The 17,328-nt window shown below is 46.5% G+C and carries 15 protein-coding genes; 3 read left to right on the top strand and 12 right to left on the bottom strand.

Features of this window, described 5'->3' with window-relative positions; all coding sequences use genetic code 11:
- Positions 1–15: 15 nt before the first annotated feature.
- The 3 genes from KOD92_RS14380 to uxuA all read right to left on the bottom strand — a co-directional run bounded on the left by KOD92_RS14380 (position 16) and on the right by uxuA (position 2,964).
- On the bottom strand, positions 16–858 hold the full coding sequence (locus tag KOD92_RS14380; protein WP_215234246.1) for a ThuA domain-containing protein: 843 nt from the start codon (positions 856–858) through the stop codon (positions 16–18).
- An 82-nt stretch (positions 859–940) separates the two neighbouring features.
- Positions 941–1,729: an SDR family NAD(P)-dependent oxidoreductase gene (locus tag KOD92_RS14375; RefSeq protein ID WP_215234245.1), complete on the bottom strand. Its 789-nt coding sequence runs from the start codon at positions 1,727–1,729 to the stop codon at positions 941–943.
- Between the two features lie 29 nt (positions 1,730–1,758).
- Positions 1,759–2,964 carry a mannonate dehydratase gene (gene uxuA, locus KOD92_RS14370; protein WP_215234244.1) on the bottom strand — a complete coding sequence of 402 codons (1,206 nt, stop codon included), beginning with the start codon at positions 2,962–2,964 and terminating at the stop codon, positions 1,759–1,761.
- Between the two features lie 424 nt (positions 2,965–3,388).
- Here uxuA and KOD92_RS14365 point away from each other — a divergent pair, with 424 nt between their 5' ends.
- Positions 3,389–3,700 (top strand): helix-turn-helix domain-containing protein, encoded by a 312-nt coding sequence (locus KOD92_RS14365; protein ID WP_215234243.1) that lies wholly within the window; start codon positions 3,389–3,391, stop codon positions 3,698–3,700.
- Between the two features lie 12 nt (positions 3,701–3,712).
- Here KOD92_RS14365 and KOD92_RS14360 read toward each other — a convergent pair whose 3' ends face one another.
- From KOD92_RS14360 to KOD92_RS14340, 5 genes are read right to left on the bottom strand one after another with little or no spacing between them, the layout of a single operon-like run.
- Positions 3,713–5,032 (bottom strand): DUF3748 domain-containing protein, encoded by a 1,320-nt coding sequence (locus KOD92_RS14360; protein ID WP_215234242.1) that lies wholly within the window; start codon positions 5,030–5,032, stop codon positions 3,713–3,715.
- A gap of 4 nt (positions 5,033–5,036) precedes the next feature.
- Positions 5,037–7,265 carry a hypothetical protein gene (locus KOD92_RS14355; RefSeq protein WP_215234241.1) on the bottom strand — a complete coding sequence of 743 codons (2,229 nt, stop codon included), beginning with the start codon at positions 7,263–7,265 and terminating at the stop codon, positions 5,037–5,039.
- An 11-nt stretch (positions 7,266–7,276) separates the two neighbouring features.
- Complete coding sequence (locus KOD92_RS14350; RefSeq protein ID WP_215234240.1) at positions 7,277–8,452, bottom strand: sialidase family protein; 1,176 nt, start codon at positions 8,450–8,452, stop codon at positions 7,277–7,279.
- Positions 8,453–8,459: 7 nt separating this feature from the next.
- Positions 8,460–10,718: a ligand-binding sensor domain-containing protein gene (locus KOD92_RS14345; protein ID WP_215234239.1), complete on the bottom strand. Its 2,259-nt coding sequence runs from the start codon at positions 10,716–10,718 to the stop codon at positions 8,460–8,462.
- Positions 10,715–12,640 carry a PfkB family carbohydrate kinase gene (locus KOD92_RS14340; protein ID WP_215234238.1) on the bottom strand — a complete coding sequence of 642 codons (1,926 nt, stop codon included), beginning with the start codon at positions 12,638–12,640 and terminating at the stop codon, positions 10,715–10,717. Before KOD92_RS14340 ends, KOD92_RS14345 begins: the two co-directional genes overlap by 4 nt.
- 465 nt (positions 12,641–13,105) lie before the next feature.
- Here KOD92_RS14340 and KOD92_RS14335 point away from each other — a divergent pair, with 465 nt between their 5' ends.
- Positions 13,106–13,645: an RNA polymerase sigma factor gene (locus tag KOD92_RS14335; RefSeq protein WP_215234237.1), complete on the top strand. Its 540-nt coding sequence runs from the start codon at positions 13,106–13,108 to the stop codon at positions 13,643–13,645.
- A 77-nt stretch (positions 13,646–13,722) separates the two neighbouring features.
- Here KOD92_RS14335 and KOD92_RS14330 read toward each other — a convergent pair whose 3' ends face one another.
- Both KOD92_RS14330 and lgt read right to left on the bottom strand, forming a co-directional pair.
- The gene (locus KOD92_RS14330) at positions 13,723–14,325 is read right to left on the bottom strand and encodes a hypothetical protein (RefSeq protein WP_215234236.1); all 603 of its coding nucleotides are present in this window, start codon (positions 14,323–14,325) and stop codon (positions 13,723–13,725) included.
- Complete coding sequence (lgt, locus tag KOD92_RS14325) at positions 14,322–15,173, bottom strand: prolipoprotein diacylglyceryl transferase (RefSeq protein ID WP_215234235.1); 852 nt, start codon at positions 15,171–15,173, stop codon at positions 14,322–14,324. Before lgt ends, KOD92_RS14330 begins: the two co-directional genes overlap by 4 nt.
- Before the next feature lie 50 nt (positions 15,174–15,223).
- On the opposite strand from lgt, the gene yidD reads away from it, so the two are divergent.
- Positions 15,224–15,433: a membrane protein insertion efficiency factor YidD gene (yidD, locus tag KOD92_RS14320; RefSeq protein WP_149640489.1), complete on the top strand. Its 210-nt coding sequence runs from the start codon at positions 15,224–15,226 to the stop codon at positions 15,431–15,433.
- A 1-nt stretch (position 15,434) separates the two neighbouring features.
- Here yidD and KOD92_RS14315 read toward each other — a convergent pair whose 3' ends face one another.
- Together KOD92_RS14315 and prmC are read right to left on the bottom strand one after the other, a co-directional pair.
- Positions 15,435–16,388 carry an AAA family ATPase gene (locus tag KOD92_RS14315; protein WP_215234234.1) on the bottom strand — a complete coding sequence of 318 codons (954 nt, stop codon included), beginning with the start codon at positions 16,386–16,388 and terminating at the stop codon, positions 15,435–15,437.
- 25 nt (positions 16,389–16,413) lie between these two features.
- A complete protein-coding gene (gene prmC, locus KOD92_RS14310) occupies positions 16,414–17,274 on the bottom strand; it encodes a peptide chain release factor N(5)-glutamine methyltransferase (protein WP_215234233.1) in 861 nt (286 codons plus the stop codon).
- Positions 17,275–17,328: the final 54 nt, after the last annotated feature.

Genomic DNA, 17,328 nt, shown 5'->3' with positions numbered 1-17,328 from the left:
TGAATGTTTTTTATCTTATTTCCTGCGCACTTCATCTTGCGGACTGGTTGCGTAAGCTTTACTATAATTTCTTGGTTTCTGCGGCCCAATCGCCCATTCAATAGCACCAAGAAGGTGTTTTCTCAAATCTTCCTTTTCGTAGTCGGTTTTTTCGTGACCAATGGAAGTATAAAATGCGCGACCGCCGTCGTATTCATGCCACCACACGGAAGGGAAAATAGTACCAAATGTGTCCAGCGCTTTTCCGGCAGGTTTTTGAATGGTAGTATGGTCGTTGACAGCCAGTACATTCAGGTTAACCACCATTTCTTTGACGAAATAGAACTCATCTTTTTCCCGGTTCCAGGTCGCAGGTAAGTGCGCCAGTGACGGATTTTTAGGATCAAGTATTTTTACTGAAAAACTCTGTCCGGGCTCATGCCAGAAGAAAGTACCGCCGAGCATATCTTTAAACCACCGCCATTTCCGCTCTGTACCCGAAGCCGAATGGATTCCCAAAAAATTTCCGCCCGCCTGAATGTACCGCATCAATGCAACGCGCTGGGCATCAGTATCAAATACATCATTATTGGTATTTGAAAAAATCAATAAATCATATTGTTTGAGGTTATCTTCGGTGAACTTGGAAGCATCAGAAGAAGAATCCACCGCAAATCCATTCTGCTTCCCCAGCGCCTGAATCGCCGCCACCGAACTCGCAATATTATCATGCACATAACCCTTCCCATTACGGGTATAAACCAGCACTTTGACCTTGTTCCATTTGATTTTTTGCGCGAAAGTTTCAAATGAAAAGCTGGTTAAGCAGATCATGCAGACAGCCAGCGAAAGTGCTTTTAGGTAGTTTCTTTGTTTCATTTTAATGGGTTTGGATTCCTTAAGAAAATAGTCACTTCAAAGACGTTACAATATGTAACGCTTTCATTTACTCAGTCTGAGATTAAAACCCAATCGAATTCCCCCCATCAACCGGCAACGAAACCCCGGTAATAAACTTCGCCGCCTCTGAGGCAAGGAACACTGCTGCCCAGCCAATATCGTCGGGTTTGCCCCAGGTTCCCATTGGTGTGCGGTCCATTGCTTTGTCGCGGCGGGAAGGGTCTCCGTTCATGGCGGTGAGCATCATTGGGGTTTCGATAAAACCGGGTGCGATTGCATTGACACGCACATTATAAGGTGAAAATTCGGTTGTCAAAGCCTTTACCATTCCTCCGATTGCAGATTTGGACGCAGTGTAAGCCACTACCCGGTCGATTCCGTAAAGCGCGGCCATGGAAGTGATCATGATAATAGATCCTCTTTTCCGCTCGATCATTCTCTTGCCGCATTCTCGCGTTACAGAAAATACCGCGTGCAGGTTGGTTTGTATAATACGGTCAAAATCCTCATCGGTCACTTCCACCGCGTGCTTTTTCATATTAATACCTGCATTATTGATTAGAATGTCAATCTCGCCGACATTCGTTTCGATATTCTCAATTAATGCAGGAATGGATTTCAGATCGGTAATATCATTGACGAAACAGGAAGCGTTTTCCGGGCCGAGCGTATTGACTGCCTCTTGTAAAACTGCCTCTCTGCGACCGGTTAAGATCACTTTCGCGCCTGCGGAAATCATGCATTGCGCTATGTAAAACCCAATTCCGCTGCCACCTCCTGTTATCAGAGCGCGTTTTCCTTCCAGCGAGAACATCGCTTGCGCCGTTTTTAATGCTAATTCTTCTGGCATATACAAGCCTTTGTAAATGTGGATTATTGTTAAAACTGCGGGAGCGACCGTAAAATACTCATTTCCAGTCCACGTAATTCTGCCAGCGCCTTCAACCGGCCGATCGCAGAATAGCCGGGATAGGTTCTTTTATTGAGATCATTCAGCATTTGAAAACCGTGATCTGGTCGCATAGGAAGCTGGTTGTCAGTGTATTGGTTTTCGTTTCTCCTTTTCTCTTCTTGCACCAAAGCTTTTACCACTTCATACATATCCACATCGCCTTCCAAATGCGGCGCTTCGTGAAAGTTCAATGGATTATCGCTGTCCCGTTTTGTAGTTCTCAAATGCACAAAATGAATGCGGTCGCCAAACTTTCTCACCATTTCGGGCAGATTATTATCCGCGCGAACGCCGAGCGAGCCGGTGCAAAATGTAATTCCATTAGCCCGCACATCGCAGGATTGCAGGAGTTCTGCAAGATCGGATTCGGTACTTACTACGCGGGGAAGTCCGAGCAATGATTTCGGAGGATCATCAGGGTGAATGCAAAGGTTAATGCCCAATTCCTGAGCAAGTGGTGCGATCTGACCAATAAAGTAATACAGATTTTCACGCAACTCTTTGTCCCCGATTTCCGTGTACGCATTTAGCAGACTTTGAAATTCAGTGAGTTCAAAAGCTTCTTCCGAGCCAGGCAGGCCCAGTAAAACGGTATTTGTCAATGCACCTATCTCCTCCTGCGACATTGCATTCAGCTTAGACAACGCTGATTCTTGCACCTCCATTTCGTAATCGTCGAAAGCACCCGGTCTTTGCAAAATATACAAATCAAATAGCGCGAAATCCTCCCAAACGAAGCGTAGCGTTTTCTGGCCCTCCGGCAAGGTATAATCAAGCTTTGTGCGCGACCAGTCTAAAACAGGCATGAAGTTGTAGCAAACCGTTTTGATCCCGGAAGCCGCCAGATTTCGAAGTGACTCTTTATAGTTACTGATATATCGCTCCCGCGAAGGAAGTCCTTTTTTGATATCCTCGTGAACAGGCAGACTTTCCACTACAATCCAGTTGAGCGAAGTAAACTGCCCATTTCCAGTTTCAATCAACCCTTTCCTCTCTTCAATTGCTTCAATCGACCAAACTTCACCAACAGGAATCTGGTGCAATGCACTGACTACTCCGCTGCATCCAGCCTGCCGGATATCCATCAAAGACACCGGATCATTCGGCCCAAACCAGCGCATTGTTTGAATCATTTTTTAATTGGTTTTGGGATTAATTTTTCAGAGCCAGTTTCTGAATTGAATTCCAGGCGTTTCCATGAGACGTAGAATACCAGGGCTCTCCCTTACATCACGGAAGGTTGTCTATTGTGAAAGCTTGATGATAGCCGGTGGATAAATGCTTTGCTACCAAACCTGATTAAAGCGAGACCTTCAAATTACAACTAAATAATGGCTAGCATATTCACTTATAAGTGAATATATTTATGGCGAAATATTATGAAAGAATTCTCAATAGAGATCTGGAATGACGAATGCTTGAAGACCATGTTTTATACATTTTGCAAAAAAGATTACCCGGAAAATTGCAGACGGAGTTATTACCGTTGATACTGACACTAGAAAATTAAATCATTTCCAATCCGGGGAAGAGATCATCCTTTAAACTTCCAATATCATGAGGAGTAAAATTGCGGAACAAATCTTGGCTGAGGCTCCACCCGAGTCAGCTGTATTCGCACGCTTGTACGGTGATATCGTCGTACGAATACATGAGTTAATGCACGATCAGCAGATAACTCAGAGAGATCTCGCAAGTAGGCTGGGAAAAAGTCCGTCTGAAATCAGTAAATGGCTCAATGGTGGACATAATCTCACACTCAAATCATTGGCTAAATTAGAAGCCGAATTGAATGCGCCGATCATTGAGATCGTAACGGGAGTACCTGTAAAAAAATCTGCTAAATTTTCACGTTCAATCGATAATTGAGTTGAGGAGAAGCTAGATATCTACTCCCAACACAAACACCTGCCGGCTCCCGACACCCGTATTCAAATCCTCAATCAACCTATTAAAAGCCAAGACCTTCCCATGATGTGACCAAACCAGATTAGCAGGCGCTTGTTCCGAAGGCTTTGTCAATACTTGAATGCGCTCAGCAAAATCTGCATTACCCACTTTGCAGCTCACAATGCTTCCTTTCCATACATAAGTAACAGATTCTCCGCCGGGATGCCAGCGGAGGTTTCCGGTTACGTCCGAATCATGCCAGGTAAGTTGCTGAGGTGCTCCGCCGAGTGGCGAAATGGTGAAAATCTGGTTGATTCCACTTTTGTCTTTTGCTATAAATGCAAGCTGCGAGCCGTCTGGTGACGATCTGACAATTCCGCTGCAACCTGGAAATGGTGAATTAGCGGTAAATGTGAGTCGCTTTTGAACGGTAACTGCTGGTGGCATTGGAAAATCATTATCTGTACCTTCCAACGGGCCAAACTCTCCCGGCTTTGTAATATCATCGGGTATATCGACCACGAAAACTTCCAGTACCTCATTTCCTTGATTATCAACAATGGTACCGAGAAAGGCTCTCGCTATTTGCCAATTACCGTCCAATTTTTGATACCCGTTTTTGCCAATCCAACTGTCGCTTGCTGCGTGACTGATCTCGTCGCTTCCGGGAATAGGGTTAGGTACTACTCTCACTACCAGCACACTAAACCATTCACCGGAAATATTCTCAGCATTTTCATTAACGAATACCGGACCGATATTCTTCGATACGCCAATAGTGCGCAAGTTGCGCTTTGTACCAGTAATATCTTCCAGCGTTTGCAGAATTGCATCATTGTAAGTAAATCCAATCCATTTTCCATCGCCGCTCCATTCGTGGCGGTGGGTGCCGCCGCGCAATGCGCCGGGCCTAAATGGCGGAGTAATATCCCGGGCGTCCATAAAAATCGGCTTGCCAGGTTCACTATCACGGACAATTACGCCTGTTCGCCTCCATTGCTGATAGGGGTTTTCAGGCGTGCAGCCGGGCAATCCGTGGATAAAAACGACCGCATCTTCCACCGGGCTGTAACTTACCGCACCAACTCCGGGTCCCCAGTTTCCATTGTTTTGTATCTCGTAAACTGTCTTGATTTCTCCCGTTTCAATGGACACTTTTTCAATCCGGGCCGATTCAGGAATGCCGCCTTCGTCAGTTCGGGTATCGTAAACCAGCCATTTTCCATCTGGTGAAAAATTGTCATTATTATCCAGATCGTGGTGGTAACTCAGATCGTGCGTAAGCTGCTTTTCTTCCAGAACTTTAAACATAACGCTACTTTTGAGGAGCACTGATTACACCTAAATATCTTCCCAACCAATAGGGTAGCAGCCAGATATCACCCGCACTGTGCTCAGAAGCGCCATTTCCGCCATTTCTATCCAAGCTAAACATATTCGCATTGTGCCGCTGAATGGGACGCTCGTCTGGTGGTAGCACTTCTTTGGTGGTTTGCTTCCGGAAATTGGGCTCCAACATTTCAATATCCTTACGGTGACTGTTCTTGATTACCCAGTCAATCATATCAAGCGGATGTTCCCGTAAATACCAGGCCGCCTCGTTCAGGTCAAATTCCTTTGTGCCTGTCAAAGCTGTAAAAATATTCCACGCTCCTTCTTTTTCCGGCCGCTCGGCTTCCCAGTGATCAAGTATTGACTCTTTGTATTTGGCTTTCAAAGTATCATTAAATGCATATCTGTACAAACCCCAATACCCTACAAAATACATTTCATCATCAGAGTGGTTCCAGCCGTCGGACATGTGTTTGGCGTGTTCATCGGCATCGGCGGGCGCTTTTCCGATCTCTTTCATCGAACGCATCATATTTTCGAGGTAACCATATTTCGTCATCAGCTCGAATGCTTTTGCCTTGTATTTTTCCTTTTTGGTAAAATGATAAGCTGTCTGCAGCATTGAAATGATATTCGACGAATTCAGTTTTCGGTCACCTACATTGGTTGGAAACGAGTTGACATATTCCGGGTTCCACTTGCCCCACATCGTCGGTTTTCCATCAAAATCGATGAGGTACATATTGTTTTTAACAATGTGCGACATGACAGTATCGATCAGCATAACTGCCTGTTTCTTTATCGCAGCATCATCGATCAGCTCCGCCGCCGCGCCGAATGCAAATATGTGGCCGATCACTTCGTCGCTGCTGGTAGTCGATTTCCAGTCCCATTCCTTTTCAGGTGAATGCTGCCAACGTTCCTGATCGTGCAGCTCCTTAATATGCCCAGAGCGTTCAAACGACCGCGCAGGGAAACCTGGGACAGGGTTAACCGTGTACAACCTTTCCATCGCGTCCATCGATTCCCGGCAATTCTGCAATGCTTCCGGATCTTTGGTAACCGCATACCTGAATATCTCACCGCCCAGATACATTGAAGTCCAAAGCCCGTCATTGTCCGAATCTTCCATGTGGCCCGTCGCGAGGTTACCGCGTTCCATTCCTACCAGCGTGGCATTGAAACCGTTTCGGATATGCCGTTTTCTTACCTGTTCACCAAAAAACGCAGCCTTTTCTTCCAGTGTCATCATTTTAAAATGAATCTGGCCTAAGCCCCTCGTAGTCAAAATTAGTACTGAGTTTTTCGGGCCCGGTTCAATGTCTTTAACGATATTTCCCGGCAGCCAGCGTTCACCGAAATAGTAATCATATTTACCGTCTTCCCGTAGCGCAAATGCCCCCGCATCAGACCCAAACCACAATTTCCCATTGATCTCTTTTACAGTATTGATCTTGGTAGCAGGCAGCTTTTTCATAATTGTACCTGCCTGCTTTCCTGTTTTTATATCAAAAGAATGATAACCATCGCTGGTGCCGACTACCAGGTTACTTTCTTTATTTGCCAGCGTAAAACAAGTGAAATTTGCTCCTTCCAGCGCTTTGGTCAATTTTTTATCAGCAACTGTAAAGGAGTACATTGATTTTTTACCCAAAATCCAGAACACATTTTTTGTCGGCTGGTAAGTAATGTCGATCGCGTTATCGTCTGGCAGCTTGCCGCTCCATAATGTTTTCGAATCTTTGATCAATTGAAGCGACGGACCCTCGGAAACCAGGAAAGTAAAATCACTTCCACCAGCAAAAGTCTTCGCCGCCGGCAATGTATGTTTCGAGAACAAAGTCCCGGCCCAGGCATTGCTTAGTACCACCGACTGCGCGAGGTACACAAACTGATTATCGTAAGACAGCAGCGCGCTGATCTTTTTATCCTTCATGAACCGGTAACTATTATTCGGTTTTACAGCGCCCGGATGCAAAAATTGACCGTCCTGAATATGCTGCAAGCCTTCTTTTGCTAAAATTTCAATATTACCATTGCGATCAGCTGCTACCTGAAGTAAGTGGCTTTTGGTGGTGTCAGCGTAGTATTTGACACTGTAATCCTGCAAAAAAGGCTTGTCCTGATAAACGGATTGAGCCTGGCTCCCGAAGTGCGGTAGCAGTGTAACAAGAGCAAGTGCCAGGAGTTGGGTAAAGGTAGGTCGTTGCATTAAAATGGAATTTAAGGTAAGCGTGCCGGGTCAACGACAACATATTTAATAGACTTTTTTCCTTTTTCGGGATGGTGCGAATACGTCATGTGCAGCATTCCATCGGGCGTTTGTATCAGAGAAGGGTAGGAGTAGCCGCCCCGTTTGGTTTCGTCTTTTTCTATCCAGCCGCGTTTCCACGATTTGCCTTCATCGTCAGAAATTCTCAGCGTAAGTTCATAGCGTCCATTGTCGATATCATTGCCCAGAAATGCCCAGCGGCCGTCTTTCATTACAATTAATTCAACACTTGCGGTATTAGGGATATCTGTTTTTTCGGTCGCTTTCCACGTTTCACCTTTGTCGGTACTCTCGCTGACATGCACCCGCGTAGGCTCGTCGCCGCTGTCGCGCATGAATGCGAGCAGGTTACCATTCTTCTTTTTGATAATTGCCGGCTGGATCGGGCCTCTTCCCACAATAGGCAACCCCGGTCGCCAGGTCGCACCGTCGTCTTCGGATATTGCTGTGATTGAAAAGTTGAAACCGTCGGAGTAGAGGGGGAGAATAATTTTTCCGTCCTCCAAAATCAAAGGCTTGATTCTGGTCATCCAGCCAATGCTCCGTTTTGGGGCATCTTTGCTGGCTTCAATGATCATATCATCATATTTAGGCGCATATCCTGCCCAGCCTGCGGTCAGTCGCGGCAGGTTTTTGAATTTCTTCTCCACTTCCTCCGCGAAACGATTATCGGGTTTAAGCAAAATATTATCCTGCCATTCCCAAACCGGTGGGCCCGCATTTGAAAAGTTGGTCGACGTTTTAAACCGCAAAATTGATTGCTCCCAAAGATTCGCCTGCACCGCAATCCATACCAGAAATAATTTGCCTTTTGCATTCAGGAAAAGAACCGGGTTACAATCCGGAATATTCGGGGTGTCGGCCATTAAAAAAGGCTCACTCCATTTGCTTTCGCCCTTTTTCAACCTCGCGCCCATGATCCGCACATCGTCGGCAGTGCGTTCGCCGCTGCCCTGGAACCACGTTACCAGGAAATCGCCGTTGGGCAAATTCACAATGCTGCTTCCGTGAACATGCTTTTCCTGGTGCGGGAAAACAAGCATTTGTTTGGTTACTGCGCTTTCCTGCGCTATTAAGGATACGCTGAATATGAGTGCAGCGACTAGTGTTAAGACAACTTTTTTCATCAGATTATCATTTTGAAATCATTCCCAGATACCGGCCCATCCAATAAGGAAGCAGCCAAAATACCGGCTCACGCTCTACCTGTGGGTTTCCGCCCGCCGCTGTCCACGGGTTTTTATCCCAGCGAACGGTCATTCTTATACTCGGCGGCTGCAATACATCCACCTGTTCGTCTTCCAGCACCGGGGTGCGGACAATGCGGATATCTTCTCTCTTGCGGTGGTCAATCGGCCAGTCTATCAGGTCCAGCGGCGTGTCTTTCAGGAAATCGACCGAGTTTTTTAGTTCGGATCTTTGGTGCAGACAGTAATTATAAATGAAGTTGATCAGCGGATTATGATCCTCTTTCCGGTGCGCGAACCATTCTTCCAAATGCGCTTTATAAAATTTCAGCCGCTTAGGATCCTGCTCGCATTGGATAAAAATAGGGTAGAGATAAGCCTGCAAAACGACATCGAAATAGATGAACCACGCAGGATTCGGGCTGGTTACCTGTGCCATATTGTCGAGGTAATGCTCCTTTTCGATCAGCCTGAGGTATTCTTTCTGGTATTTGTCCTGACCAGTCATAAAATGCGCCAACTTGATAAATGCGAGTATTTCCATCGAATTCTGGTTCCGGTCCGGCAGCCACTCGGGGTCACGGTTCAGCTGGTCGGGCGACCATACCGACCAGCGGGTATGCGTCCCGTCCACATCCACGAGATTCAGATTGTTGCGCATTAAATGGTCTACGATTTTCCCAACATGCGCGGCAATGATTTTCTTCTCGGCTTCATCGGCCACGAGCGTGTAATAAAAATAGTAGCCAAACATGTGACCACACATTTCGTCGCTGCTCGTATCGCCTTTCCAGCGCCATTTTCCGTCTTTTGATAAATGCCAGCGAACTTCAACAGGTTTGAACCTTGGCTCTTTCACGAGTGCATCGGCCTTTTCCCGCGCCGTGAACACACGGTTTTCATCGTGCATTTGTTTCCAGTCCGCGGGAATGATCGTTCTGGCGAAAAAACCGTCAGTGCCGGTTACTTCCTGCAATAATTTCAGAAATCCGAATGCCTTTTTTGCATTCACTTTCGCTTCCGGAAGTTTGGTCGCCGCGTACCGGAAACTTTCCATCGCGAGGTAATTTCCGGTATATTCTCCGTCGTTATCATCGTCTTCCGGCTCCCAGGAAGTAGTGTCGCCTGGGATTTTCAAATGCGCCTGACCGGCTATCCATGGTGCACGGATGTGCCTTTTCATGAGTTCCTGGTAAAAGAAATCACTCTTGGAAGCCAGCGTCATTTCTCTTTTCCTAATAATACTCACACCTTTCGGAGTCGCGATCCATGCGTTTCCTTTTTGGTCAAAAGCAATATCATTCACCTGATCATCGAGCAGCCATCTTCTTGAAAATAGCAGTGATTTTGTGCTGTCAGGCCGAAATCGCACCACACCAGATTGCGTGCCGACCCACATGGAGCTGTCGGGAGAAAGCCTGAGGGCGGTGACGTGGCTCGAAGGTATTCCATTGTCTACCCTAATTTCTCTATCCTTCGAAGTCGCATTACGAACCGTAATCCCACCCAGGCCGCCTACCCATAATTTCTGGTCAGTATTGAATGCCAAACCTTTCGCATAGCCACTGATCAATGCGTCAGTTTGATAGTAATGCTGCGTTTTCGTTTCCGTCCAGTGATAAAGTCCTACATCCGTTGCGATCCAGAGTCCACTATCTCCGTCACTAATTACGTCGCGGATGGATTTGGCAATATTACTTTTGTCCTCCCGAAAACCCTGGCCTTTATTGATCCAAAATCCTCTGGGACCCAATGTATAAACCGTGTTTTTGACGGCCAGAAGCGCCGATACTGGACCTTTGAGTCCGTTAACTTTGTCAGGATTGTTATTTGAAAATTTATAAAGCCCATTCCAGTTACCTAGCCAGATTGTGCCAGTTTCGTCTTGTGCAACTGCATAAGCCGGACCGTCATTTTCACCGGATATTACTTTCGTCCATACAGATTGACCACTGTTTCTTTTGAATATCCCACCAGCGGTAGCAGCCCACGCATTATCTTCTTTATCAATAAAAATGCTCCTTACTTCGTTGGATTCGGCATTTTCCCCTATCAGTGAGGCTTCGTGGTATTCCTGCCAAAACGGTTTGTCCTGGTAAAATGCCGCTTCTGTTTCACCAGTTCTTTCACGGGAGCAAGCGACTATCAGAATAAAAAAGAGCGCCGCTACTAATCCGGAATATCGTTTTCTCAGCGTAGCGATCATGCTTCCGCATAATTTACACTTTCCTGAAAGAGCAGGCTGACCAGTATTTTGTATCGAGAAAAATCAGGAATAAGCAACTGTGCGCCGGCTTTTACAAGTCGCGGGCGTTTTGCAGGATTATGTCCGAACCGCTGCACTTCATTGCTTGTGATTCCTACCGCAATTCCACCCGCGCGCCGGCCCTCCCTGATCTCGTCGGGACCGTCGCCGAAAACCGCCAGCTCGTTTCCACGGAGGCCGTTTTCCCGGATAATCTGCTCAATGATCATTTTCTTGGAAAACTTGGTGTAATCCTTCAATGCACCATAAATGCCGCCGTCGAACAAATGTGCATAACCCAGCATTTCGGCCTCGTTCCTCACATCGTCCACGTCAGTACCGCTGGCCAGGTACATTCTCACGCCCCTTGCTTTCAATTCATGCAGAAATGCCACCGCACCTTTCATCGTAAAATCTTCCGGCCCGAGTTCTCCTTTGGTCAGCCTGTCCATTCTTTTGCTGACCATTTCCATTAATGCATTATTATACAGCTCTTTATATTGAAATTTGTCCAGGATTTCCTCCTCCGGCACAAAACCGGAATCGCGCACGAGATCAACCAAACCCTCCATTTGATAAATCGTCTGGATCCCCGTGGTTTTGTGGATAAAAGACTTTACTTCCAGCTCCACCAGATGAAAGGTCTCGGCACTGACGTGATCATGTTGGTCACCTAAAATAGCTTTCATCATCACGGGCTCCATGATATCTTCCCAGCCCTGCCGCAGCGAGCTGATCGTCCCGTCGTGGTCAAAAACGGCGTGACGAATGTGGCCGAACTGTGCTAAAATAGCAGGGACGCATAATTCGAAATCGGTATCTTGTAAATACACCGCATTGCGCTCATTTTCAGCCAGCTCTGCATTATATATGTAGTCCGGTTCGCGGCTCATCTGCAAAATTTCCGCCGGGCTGGCGGTGCCGGTTGTGTATAACTTTTGAACTGTAACCGCAGCTGCGAAGTTGGCAAATCTGGCTGCTTCTGCTGGTGGAACACCGGCTGCGACGCAAAGTGTGATCGCGCTGATCGCAGTATCGCCAGCCCCGACTGTATCCAGCTTGTTCTTCAATTGGAGTCCCGGTACCTCGCTGTACCCGTTTTGGTCAAAAGCGATGATCCCGCGCTCTCCGCAGGTTACGAAAACGGGTTTTTGGGATTGGGCAAATATCTGCTTACCGTATTTGATGATATCCCTGGTAGTAATATTTTCTTCCGGAGCCATTTGCATTCCCGCCAGTGAAGCGATCTCGCGATCATTGGCTTTCAGGAAAGTATTTTTAAACCGATCATTGAAATGCCGGGAGTCGAGCATGACGATCTTGTGGTTGTATTTGTCAAAAAGCTGATTCGCCGCTACGATGAAAGATTCGTTGTTAATGCTGCCCGTCACCTGCTGGTTAAATATCAAAGCGTCGCATTCAATCAATGCATTTTCCAGGGCGGCTAATAGGAGCTGGTCTGTTTCGGTGCCCCTGTTGTTGAAAACCCCGAAATCAATGCGCGGCTCCTCGGCTCCGTTGACGATCCTTTTAAGGTAACAGTAAGTCGTAAAATTTTTTTCCTGGATAAAAAGGCTGGAAGTATCCGCTCCGAGTTGCATTAGTTGGGCGCTCAATTCCCGTCCTTGCATATCGTTCCCTACCGTTCCGATCACTTTAATGCTCGCCGGATTGAGTGCTGCAAGATTGGCAACCACATTCCCGGCGCCGCCCGGGGTGTAGTAATGTGTCGAAACTGCTTCTGTCCACAAACCCGTTTCAATAGACACTTCCGACCCTTTCGGGTCCATTACCCAATAGGCGTCGAGGCAGAAATCGCCGTAGACGGCAATCTTCACATCCGTGATTTTCTGCAGAATGATTGAGATACTGTTCTCGTCCATGAAAATGATCTGAGGTTAAGAATATTTGGTGTGCCCTTTCGGTAATATACTCGGCAAAAGTTGCGGCGGGCTATCTGTCTGCGCCGCATTTATGCGGAGTGTTAAAAAATTATTAAGAATTTTTTGTGACCAGACTACTGAATCTGCGTCTAAAGGAGGAGTGGAATTCTGAATGGAAAACAAGAAACGTGTGCTTTCGTGAAGAGAATGCTAAGCATTTATAATGAAACTGTTAATAAAAACACGTTTGCGCAAAATGAAGATATTTTTACGCACTTTGCGATTTATATATTGAAATGAGCACGTAGTTTTATCAAACAATTGTAAGGCACCACTCAAAACAAAAAATCGCGGAAGGATTGACGGGCAAAATAATCGGCTGTATCTGCGATAATTAAAGCAATAATATTTTTTACAAGAGATTCCGATTTACCCTTTTTTCTATTACGTTAAACCTGATCAACCGTGGCCTGTCCTGACGAAAACACCCTGCAAAAAGTAACCGAAGGAGATGAAGCAGCTTTTGCCGAGCTGTATAACTACTATAAATCTCCCGCGCTGAGATTCACCACATCGCTTTTGAAAGACGAGGAAGAGGCGGAAAATATGGTCCAGGACGTGTTCATCAAAATTTGGGTGAAGCGGGCGCATATCAAGCCTGACTACAATTTCAATTCTTACCTGTTCACCTGCCTGCGCAATATGGCGTTTGACTATTTCAAGAAAATAGAAAAAAGTGAGCTGCTGCGGAAAAACTATATAGAGATGGTGAAAGTGGCCGGAGAAGAGGAAAAGGAGGAAAGCGAGAGAAGGCTAAACCTGGTCCAGGCAGCGGTAGACTCACTTTCTATCAAAAGGAAGCAGATTTTAAAGCTCAATATTGAAGAAGGGAAGTCCTATCAGGAGATCGCAGAATTTTTAAGGATTTCTAAAAACACAGTCAAAAACCAGCTTGTGAAAGCAAAGCAGATACTGCGGGACAAAGTAGATTTCGCGGCAGTCTGAACAGATATTTATTCCTAAATCCAATAAAAAACCAGAAGCCGCCAAGCCTCTGGTTTTTTTGTAATTAGCGTAAATTCTTATTTCAATGCTTCCAGTTTTACAAGATTAATATCTTTCAGCGCTTCTTTAAGCTGGTCCACTGAGATGTTGTTGCCTTCAACGTTTACTACATAGCGATCAGCGACAAGCACATTGATCTCACCCGCTTTGATCGTGCTGTTATATTTCTCAAATGCCTTGTATCCGTCCAGCTGGGTCGTTTTTTCGTAGCCGTCGGCCGTTTCTTTATCTATTTCAGCCATCGACCACGTCGCCAGCGCCATTGTGGACACACCTGCAATCCCGCCGGTATCTACAATTTCAATTACAATCGATTCATCTTTATCACCTTTGTATCTCGCCTGGGCTGTGGAAACTGTGAAGCCCATCGCGCCAGACTTTTCCCCCGTCGCTTCTATCCGTTTCAGCCCGATCAGTTCCTCAGGCATCAGTTCTTTTAATTTCCTGAAATCAATCGGATCGACAGTCTCCCGCTTGCCCATTTCCTTCGCTTTGTCGGCGAAAGCCTGCAATGCATCGGTCGGGCTTTCTGCTTCCTCTGCCTGATTATCTTTTTTACCGCAACTGGTAAAAAGTAATGCAAGGGCGAAAGCCAGCGACAGAATAGACGAAGTTTTCATCGGCTGGAAGTGGTTTGCACTATGTTTCGTTGCAGCGGGTCCCTTCTCGATTGAACGATAAAATAGAGCCCGAGCAAAACAGCAGGTATACTTAGTATCTGCCCCATATTCAGCGCATAGTTCGCTTCGAAAGCTTCCTGATTTTCTTTCAAAAATTCATACAAAAAGCGAAGTGTGAATACCCAAACCAGAAAAACGCCCACCATCAATCCCCTTGGCGTGGCAGCTTTGTACTTGTTCCAGATCGCGAAAAGCACAAAAACCAATATAAAGCAGGAGATCGATTCGTATAATTGGGCCGGGTGGCGGGGAATCTGACGGAATTCTGTATTGTTTAAAAAGACAAAACCCCAGGGAACATCAGTTGGCCGGCCTACAATTTCCGAATTCATGAGATTACCAAAACGGATGAATGCGCCGCCCAATGCAACAGTGATAATAATGCGGTCGATCACATAAAGGAACGTCTGACCTGTGCCCTTTCGGGAACGCGCGTACAACCATAACCCGATCAGCACACCAATCGCTGCACCGTGGCTCGCCAATCCGGAGTAAGGCGGAATAAGAACTTCGAGCGGATTTTTGAAAAGCGTTTCAGGCTCATAAAATAGAAAATGTCCAATCCGCGCACCGATCACGATCGACAGAACCATGGTAAGGGTCAATGCATCGATATCATCAAGCGAGCGGCCTTCTTTTTTGAATATATGAATGACGATCTGCTGGCCAACCAGAAACCCGAGTGCGAAAAGCAAACCGTACCAGCGTACAGGAAAGGGCCCAATGCCAAAAAATTCAGGTATGGTAAATATTTCGGGACTGGCATCCCACAGAATGTACGAAATCATGCGAAAGGGTTGTTATTTGTCAAATATACTATTTTGAGACAACAAGATAAATGAAATTTTTACTCATAGGACTGGTCCGGATTTACCAGGGTGTGCTGTCGCCATACCTGCCTAATTCGTGCCGTTACACGCCTACCTGCTCTCAATATATGATCGAAGCGATTCAGAAATATGGGCCTTTTAAGGGTACCTGGCTGGGTCTGAAACGGTTTTCAAGGTGTCATCCCTGGGGTGGTCACGGGCATGATCCCGTTCCCTGAATCAACCGATCGCCACTTTTCTAAGTATAGAATCAATAATAGTCATCGTGCGGACACCGTCGGCCTCGGCTTCGTAATTGAGCAGGATCCGGTGGTTCATAATATCGGGCGCGAGCTCTTTGATATCTTCGGGCAAAACGTAATCCCGGCCTTCCAGATAAGCCAGCGCCTTGGCCGCGCGGTTAAGGTAGATTGTTGCGCGGGGAGAAACTCCGAACTGAATATAACGCGCTTCGTCCCGCAAACCATAATCCAGCGGGCGGCGGGTAGCGAATACAAGTTCGATAATGTACCGTTCGAGAGTATCAGAAATATTTACTTTGTTCACATTATCGCGGATCGCAAAAATGTCTTCTTTGTTCAATATCGGCCGGATCTGGTACTCGTAATTGATATCTGACATCCGCCGCATTACTTCCAGTTCCTTCGCTTTATCCAGATAATCGACGTACACTTTCATCATAAACCGGTCGATCTGCGCTTCCGGAAGTGGATACGTACCTTCTTGTTCCACAGGGTTTTGGGTGGCAAGTACTACGAATGGGCGGTCGAGTAAATAGGTTTCGTCACCGATCGTCACCTGCTTTTCCTGCATCGCTTCCAGCAGCGCCGACTGCACTTTTGCCGGCGAGCGGTTCACTTCATCAGCCAGGATCAGATTTGAGAAGATAGGTCCCTTTTTGACCTCATAATCACCGATTTTCGGTTTATAGATCATCGTACCGATCAAATCGGCTGGCAGCAGGTCGGGCGTGAACTGAATGCGTTTGAAATCGAGGTGGAGTACTTTGGCCATTACATTGATAGTCAATGTTTTGGCTAATCCCGGCACGCCTTCCAGCAAAATATGGCCGCCGGTGAACAGACCTATCAGCAGCCGGTTCAGGAGTTTATCCTGTCCCACCACTACCTTGCCCATTTCGTCGAGCACTTCCTTAATTTTTTCTATATACATTTAGTAGTGTCGTTTTAGGCAGGTCTCAGCCCCAGATCGCTCTCACAAACCGGTCTTTTCCGTTGATATCTCTCAGGATCTCAACATTGCGGTAATTTCTTTCCTCAAACACTTTCTTAGTTTCGGAGCCAAAATGCTCGTTGATCTCCACGTAGCATTTCCCATTTGATTTCAGGTAATGGGTTCCAAAATCGGCGATCGCCTTGTAAAAAAGGAGCGGATCGCTGTCTTCTACAAAAAGTGCCTCGTGAGGCTCAAAACGCAATACATTGGGGCGCATATGCTCCTGCTCCGAGTAAGTCACGTAAGGCGGGTTACTTACCAGGCAGTCAAACTGAGGGATACTACCCGGCAAAGGCAGGGTCATATTCAGCATATCCTGCTTCGCAAAAGTGACGTCTGCGATCAGCTGGCGGGCATTTTCCTGGGCTACTTTCAATGCCTCGTCGGAAACGTCCCAGGCATGTACGGAAACGTGCGGCAGAAAACGCGCGAGTACAATAGCAATACAGCCGCTGCCCGTGCCAATATCCAGGATCGTGATATCCTTGTCTGGCTCAGCGTAATCTCTGGTGACCATTCTTACCAGTTCCTCCGTTTCGGGACGCGGGATCAGTACCGAAGAAGAAACGCGGAATTCGAGCCCGCAAAACTCCGTGGAACCGATGATATGCTGAACAGGCTCGTTATTGTTAAGCCGGGCTATGATATTGTCCCAATCAGGCTGGGCCGCATTGTCCGCGATCGGGCGGTCGACCAGCACATCAATGTTGCGAAGCCGCATGTAATGTTCAAGCAACATGAATGTTATTGCCTGCGATTCTTTTTCGGGATATACCGTTATTTTTTTGACAATATATAAATATAGCTGGCGTGCCGAAGTCATTTCCAATGGTTTTTAAAGCAATGTCGGAAAGTTAGCAAATTATGGCAACTCCCG

The organism is Dyadobacter linearis, from assembly GCF_907165045.1.
Classification (GTDB): Bacteria; Bacteroidota; Bacteroidia; order Cytophagales; family Spirosomataceae; genus Dyadobacter; species Dyadobacter linearis.
This window is presented reverse-complemented; position numbering and strand designations above follow the sequence as displayed.

What these genes read in the sequence shown, in the direction of transcription:
- KOD92_RS14380 (WP_215234246.1), bottom strand. Translation starts at nt 858, where the DNA reads ATGAAACAAAGAAACTACCTAAAAGCACTTTCGCTGGCTGTCTGCATG.
- KOD92_RS14375 (WP_215234245.1), bottom strand. Translation starts at nt 1,729, where the DNA reads ATGCCAGAAGAATTAGCATTAAAAACGGCGCAAGCGATGTTCTCGCTG.
- uxuA (WP_215234244.1), bottom strand. Translation starts at nt 2,964, where the DNA reads ATGATTCAAACAATGCGCTGGTTTGGGCCGAATGATCCGGTGTCTTTG.
- KOD92_RS14365 (WP_215234243.1), top strand. Translation starts at nt 3,389, where the DNA reads ATGAGGAGTAAAATTGCGGAACAAATCTTGGCTGAGGCTCCACCCGAG.
- KOD92_RS14360 (WP_215234242.1), bottom strand. Translation starts at nt 5,032, where the DNA reads ATGTTTAAAGTTCTGGAAGAAAAGCAGCTTACGCACGATCTGAGTTAC.
- KOD92_RS14355 (WP_215234241.1), bottom strand. Translation starts at nt 7,265, where the DNA reads ATGCAACGACCTACCTTTACCCAACTCCTGGCACTTGCTCTTGTTACA.
- KOD92_RS14350 (WP_215234240.1), bottom strand. Translation starts at nt 8,452, where the DNA reads ATGAAAAAAGTTGTCTTAACACTAGTCGCTGCACTCATATTCAGCGTA.
- KOD92_RS14345 (WP_215234239.1), bottom strand. Translation starts at nt 10,718, where the DNA reads ATGATCGCTACGCTGAGAAAACGATATTCCGGATTAGTAGCGGCGCTC.
- KOD92_RS14340 (WP_215234238.1), bottom strand. Translation starts at nt 12,640, where the DNA reads ATGGACGAGAACAGTATCTCAATCATTCTGCAGAAAATCACGGATGTG.
- KOD92_RS14330 (WP_215234236.1), bottom strand. Translation starts at nt 14,325, where the DNA reads ATGAAAACTTCGTCTATTCTGTCGCTGGCTTTCGCCCTTGCATTACTT.
- lgt (WP_215234235.1), bottom strand. Translation starts at nt 15,173, where the DNA reads ATGATTTCGTACATTCTGTGGGATGCCAGTCCCGAAATATTTACCATA.
- yidD (WP_149640489.1), top strand. Translation starts at nt 15,224, where the DNA reads ATGAAATTTTTACTCATAGGACTGGTCCGGATTTACCAGGGTGTGCTG.
- KOD92_RS14315 (WP_215234234.1), bottom strand. Translation starts at nt 16,388, where the DNA reads ATGTATATAGAAAAAATTAAGGAAGTGCTCGACGAAATGGGCAAGGTA.
- prmC (WP_215234233.1), bottom strand. Translation starts at nt 17,274, where the DNA reads ATGACTTCGGCACGCCAGCTATATTTATATATTGTCAAAAAAATAACG.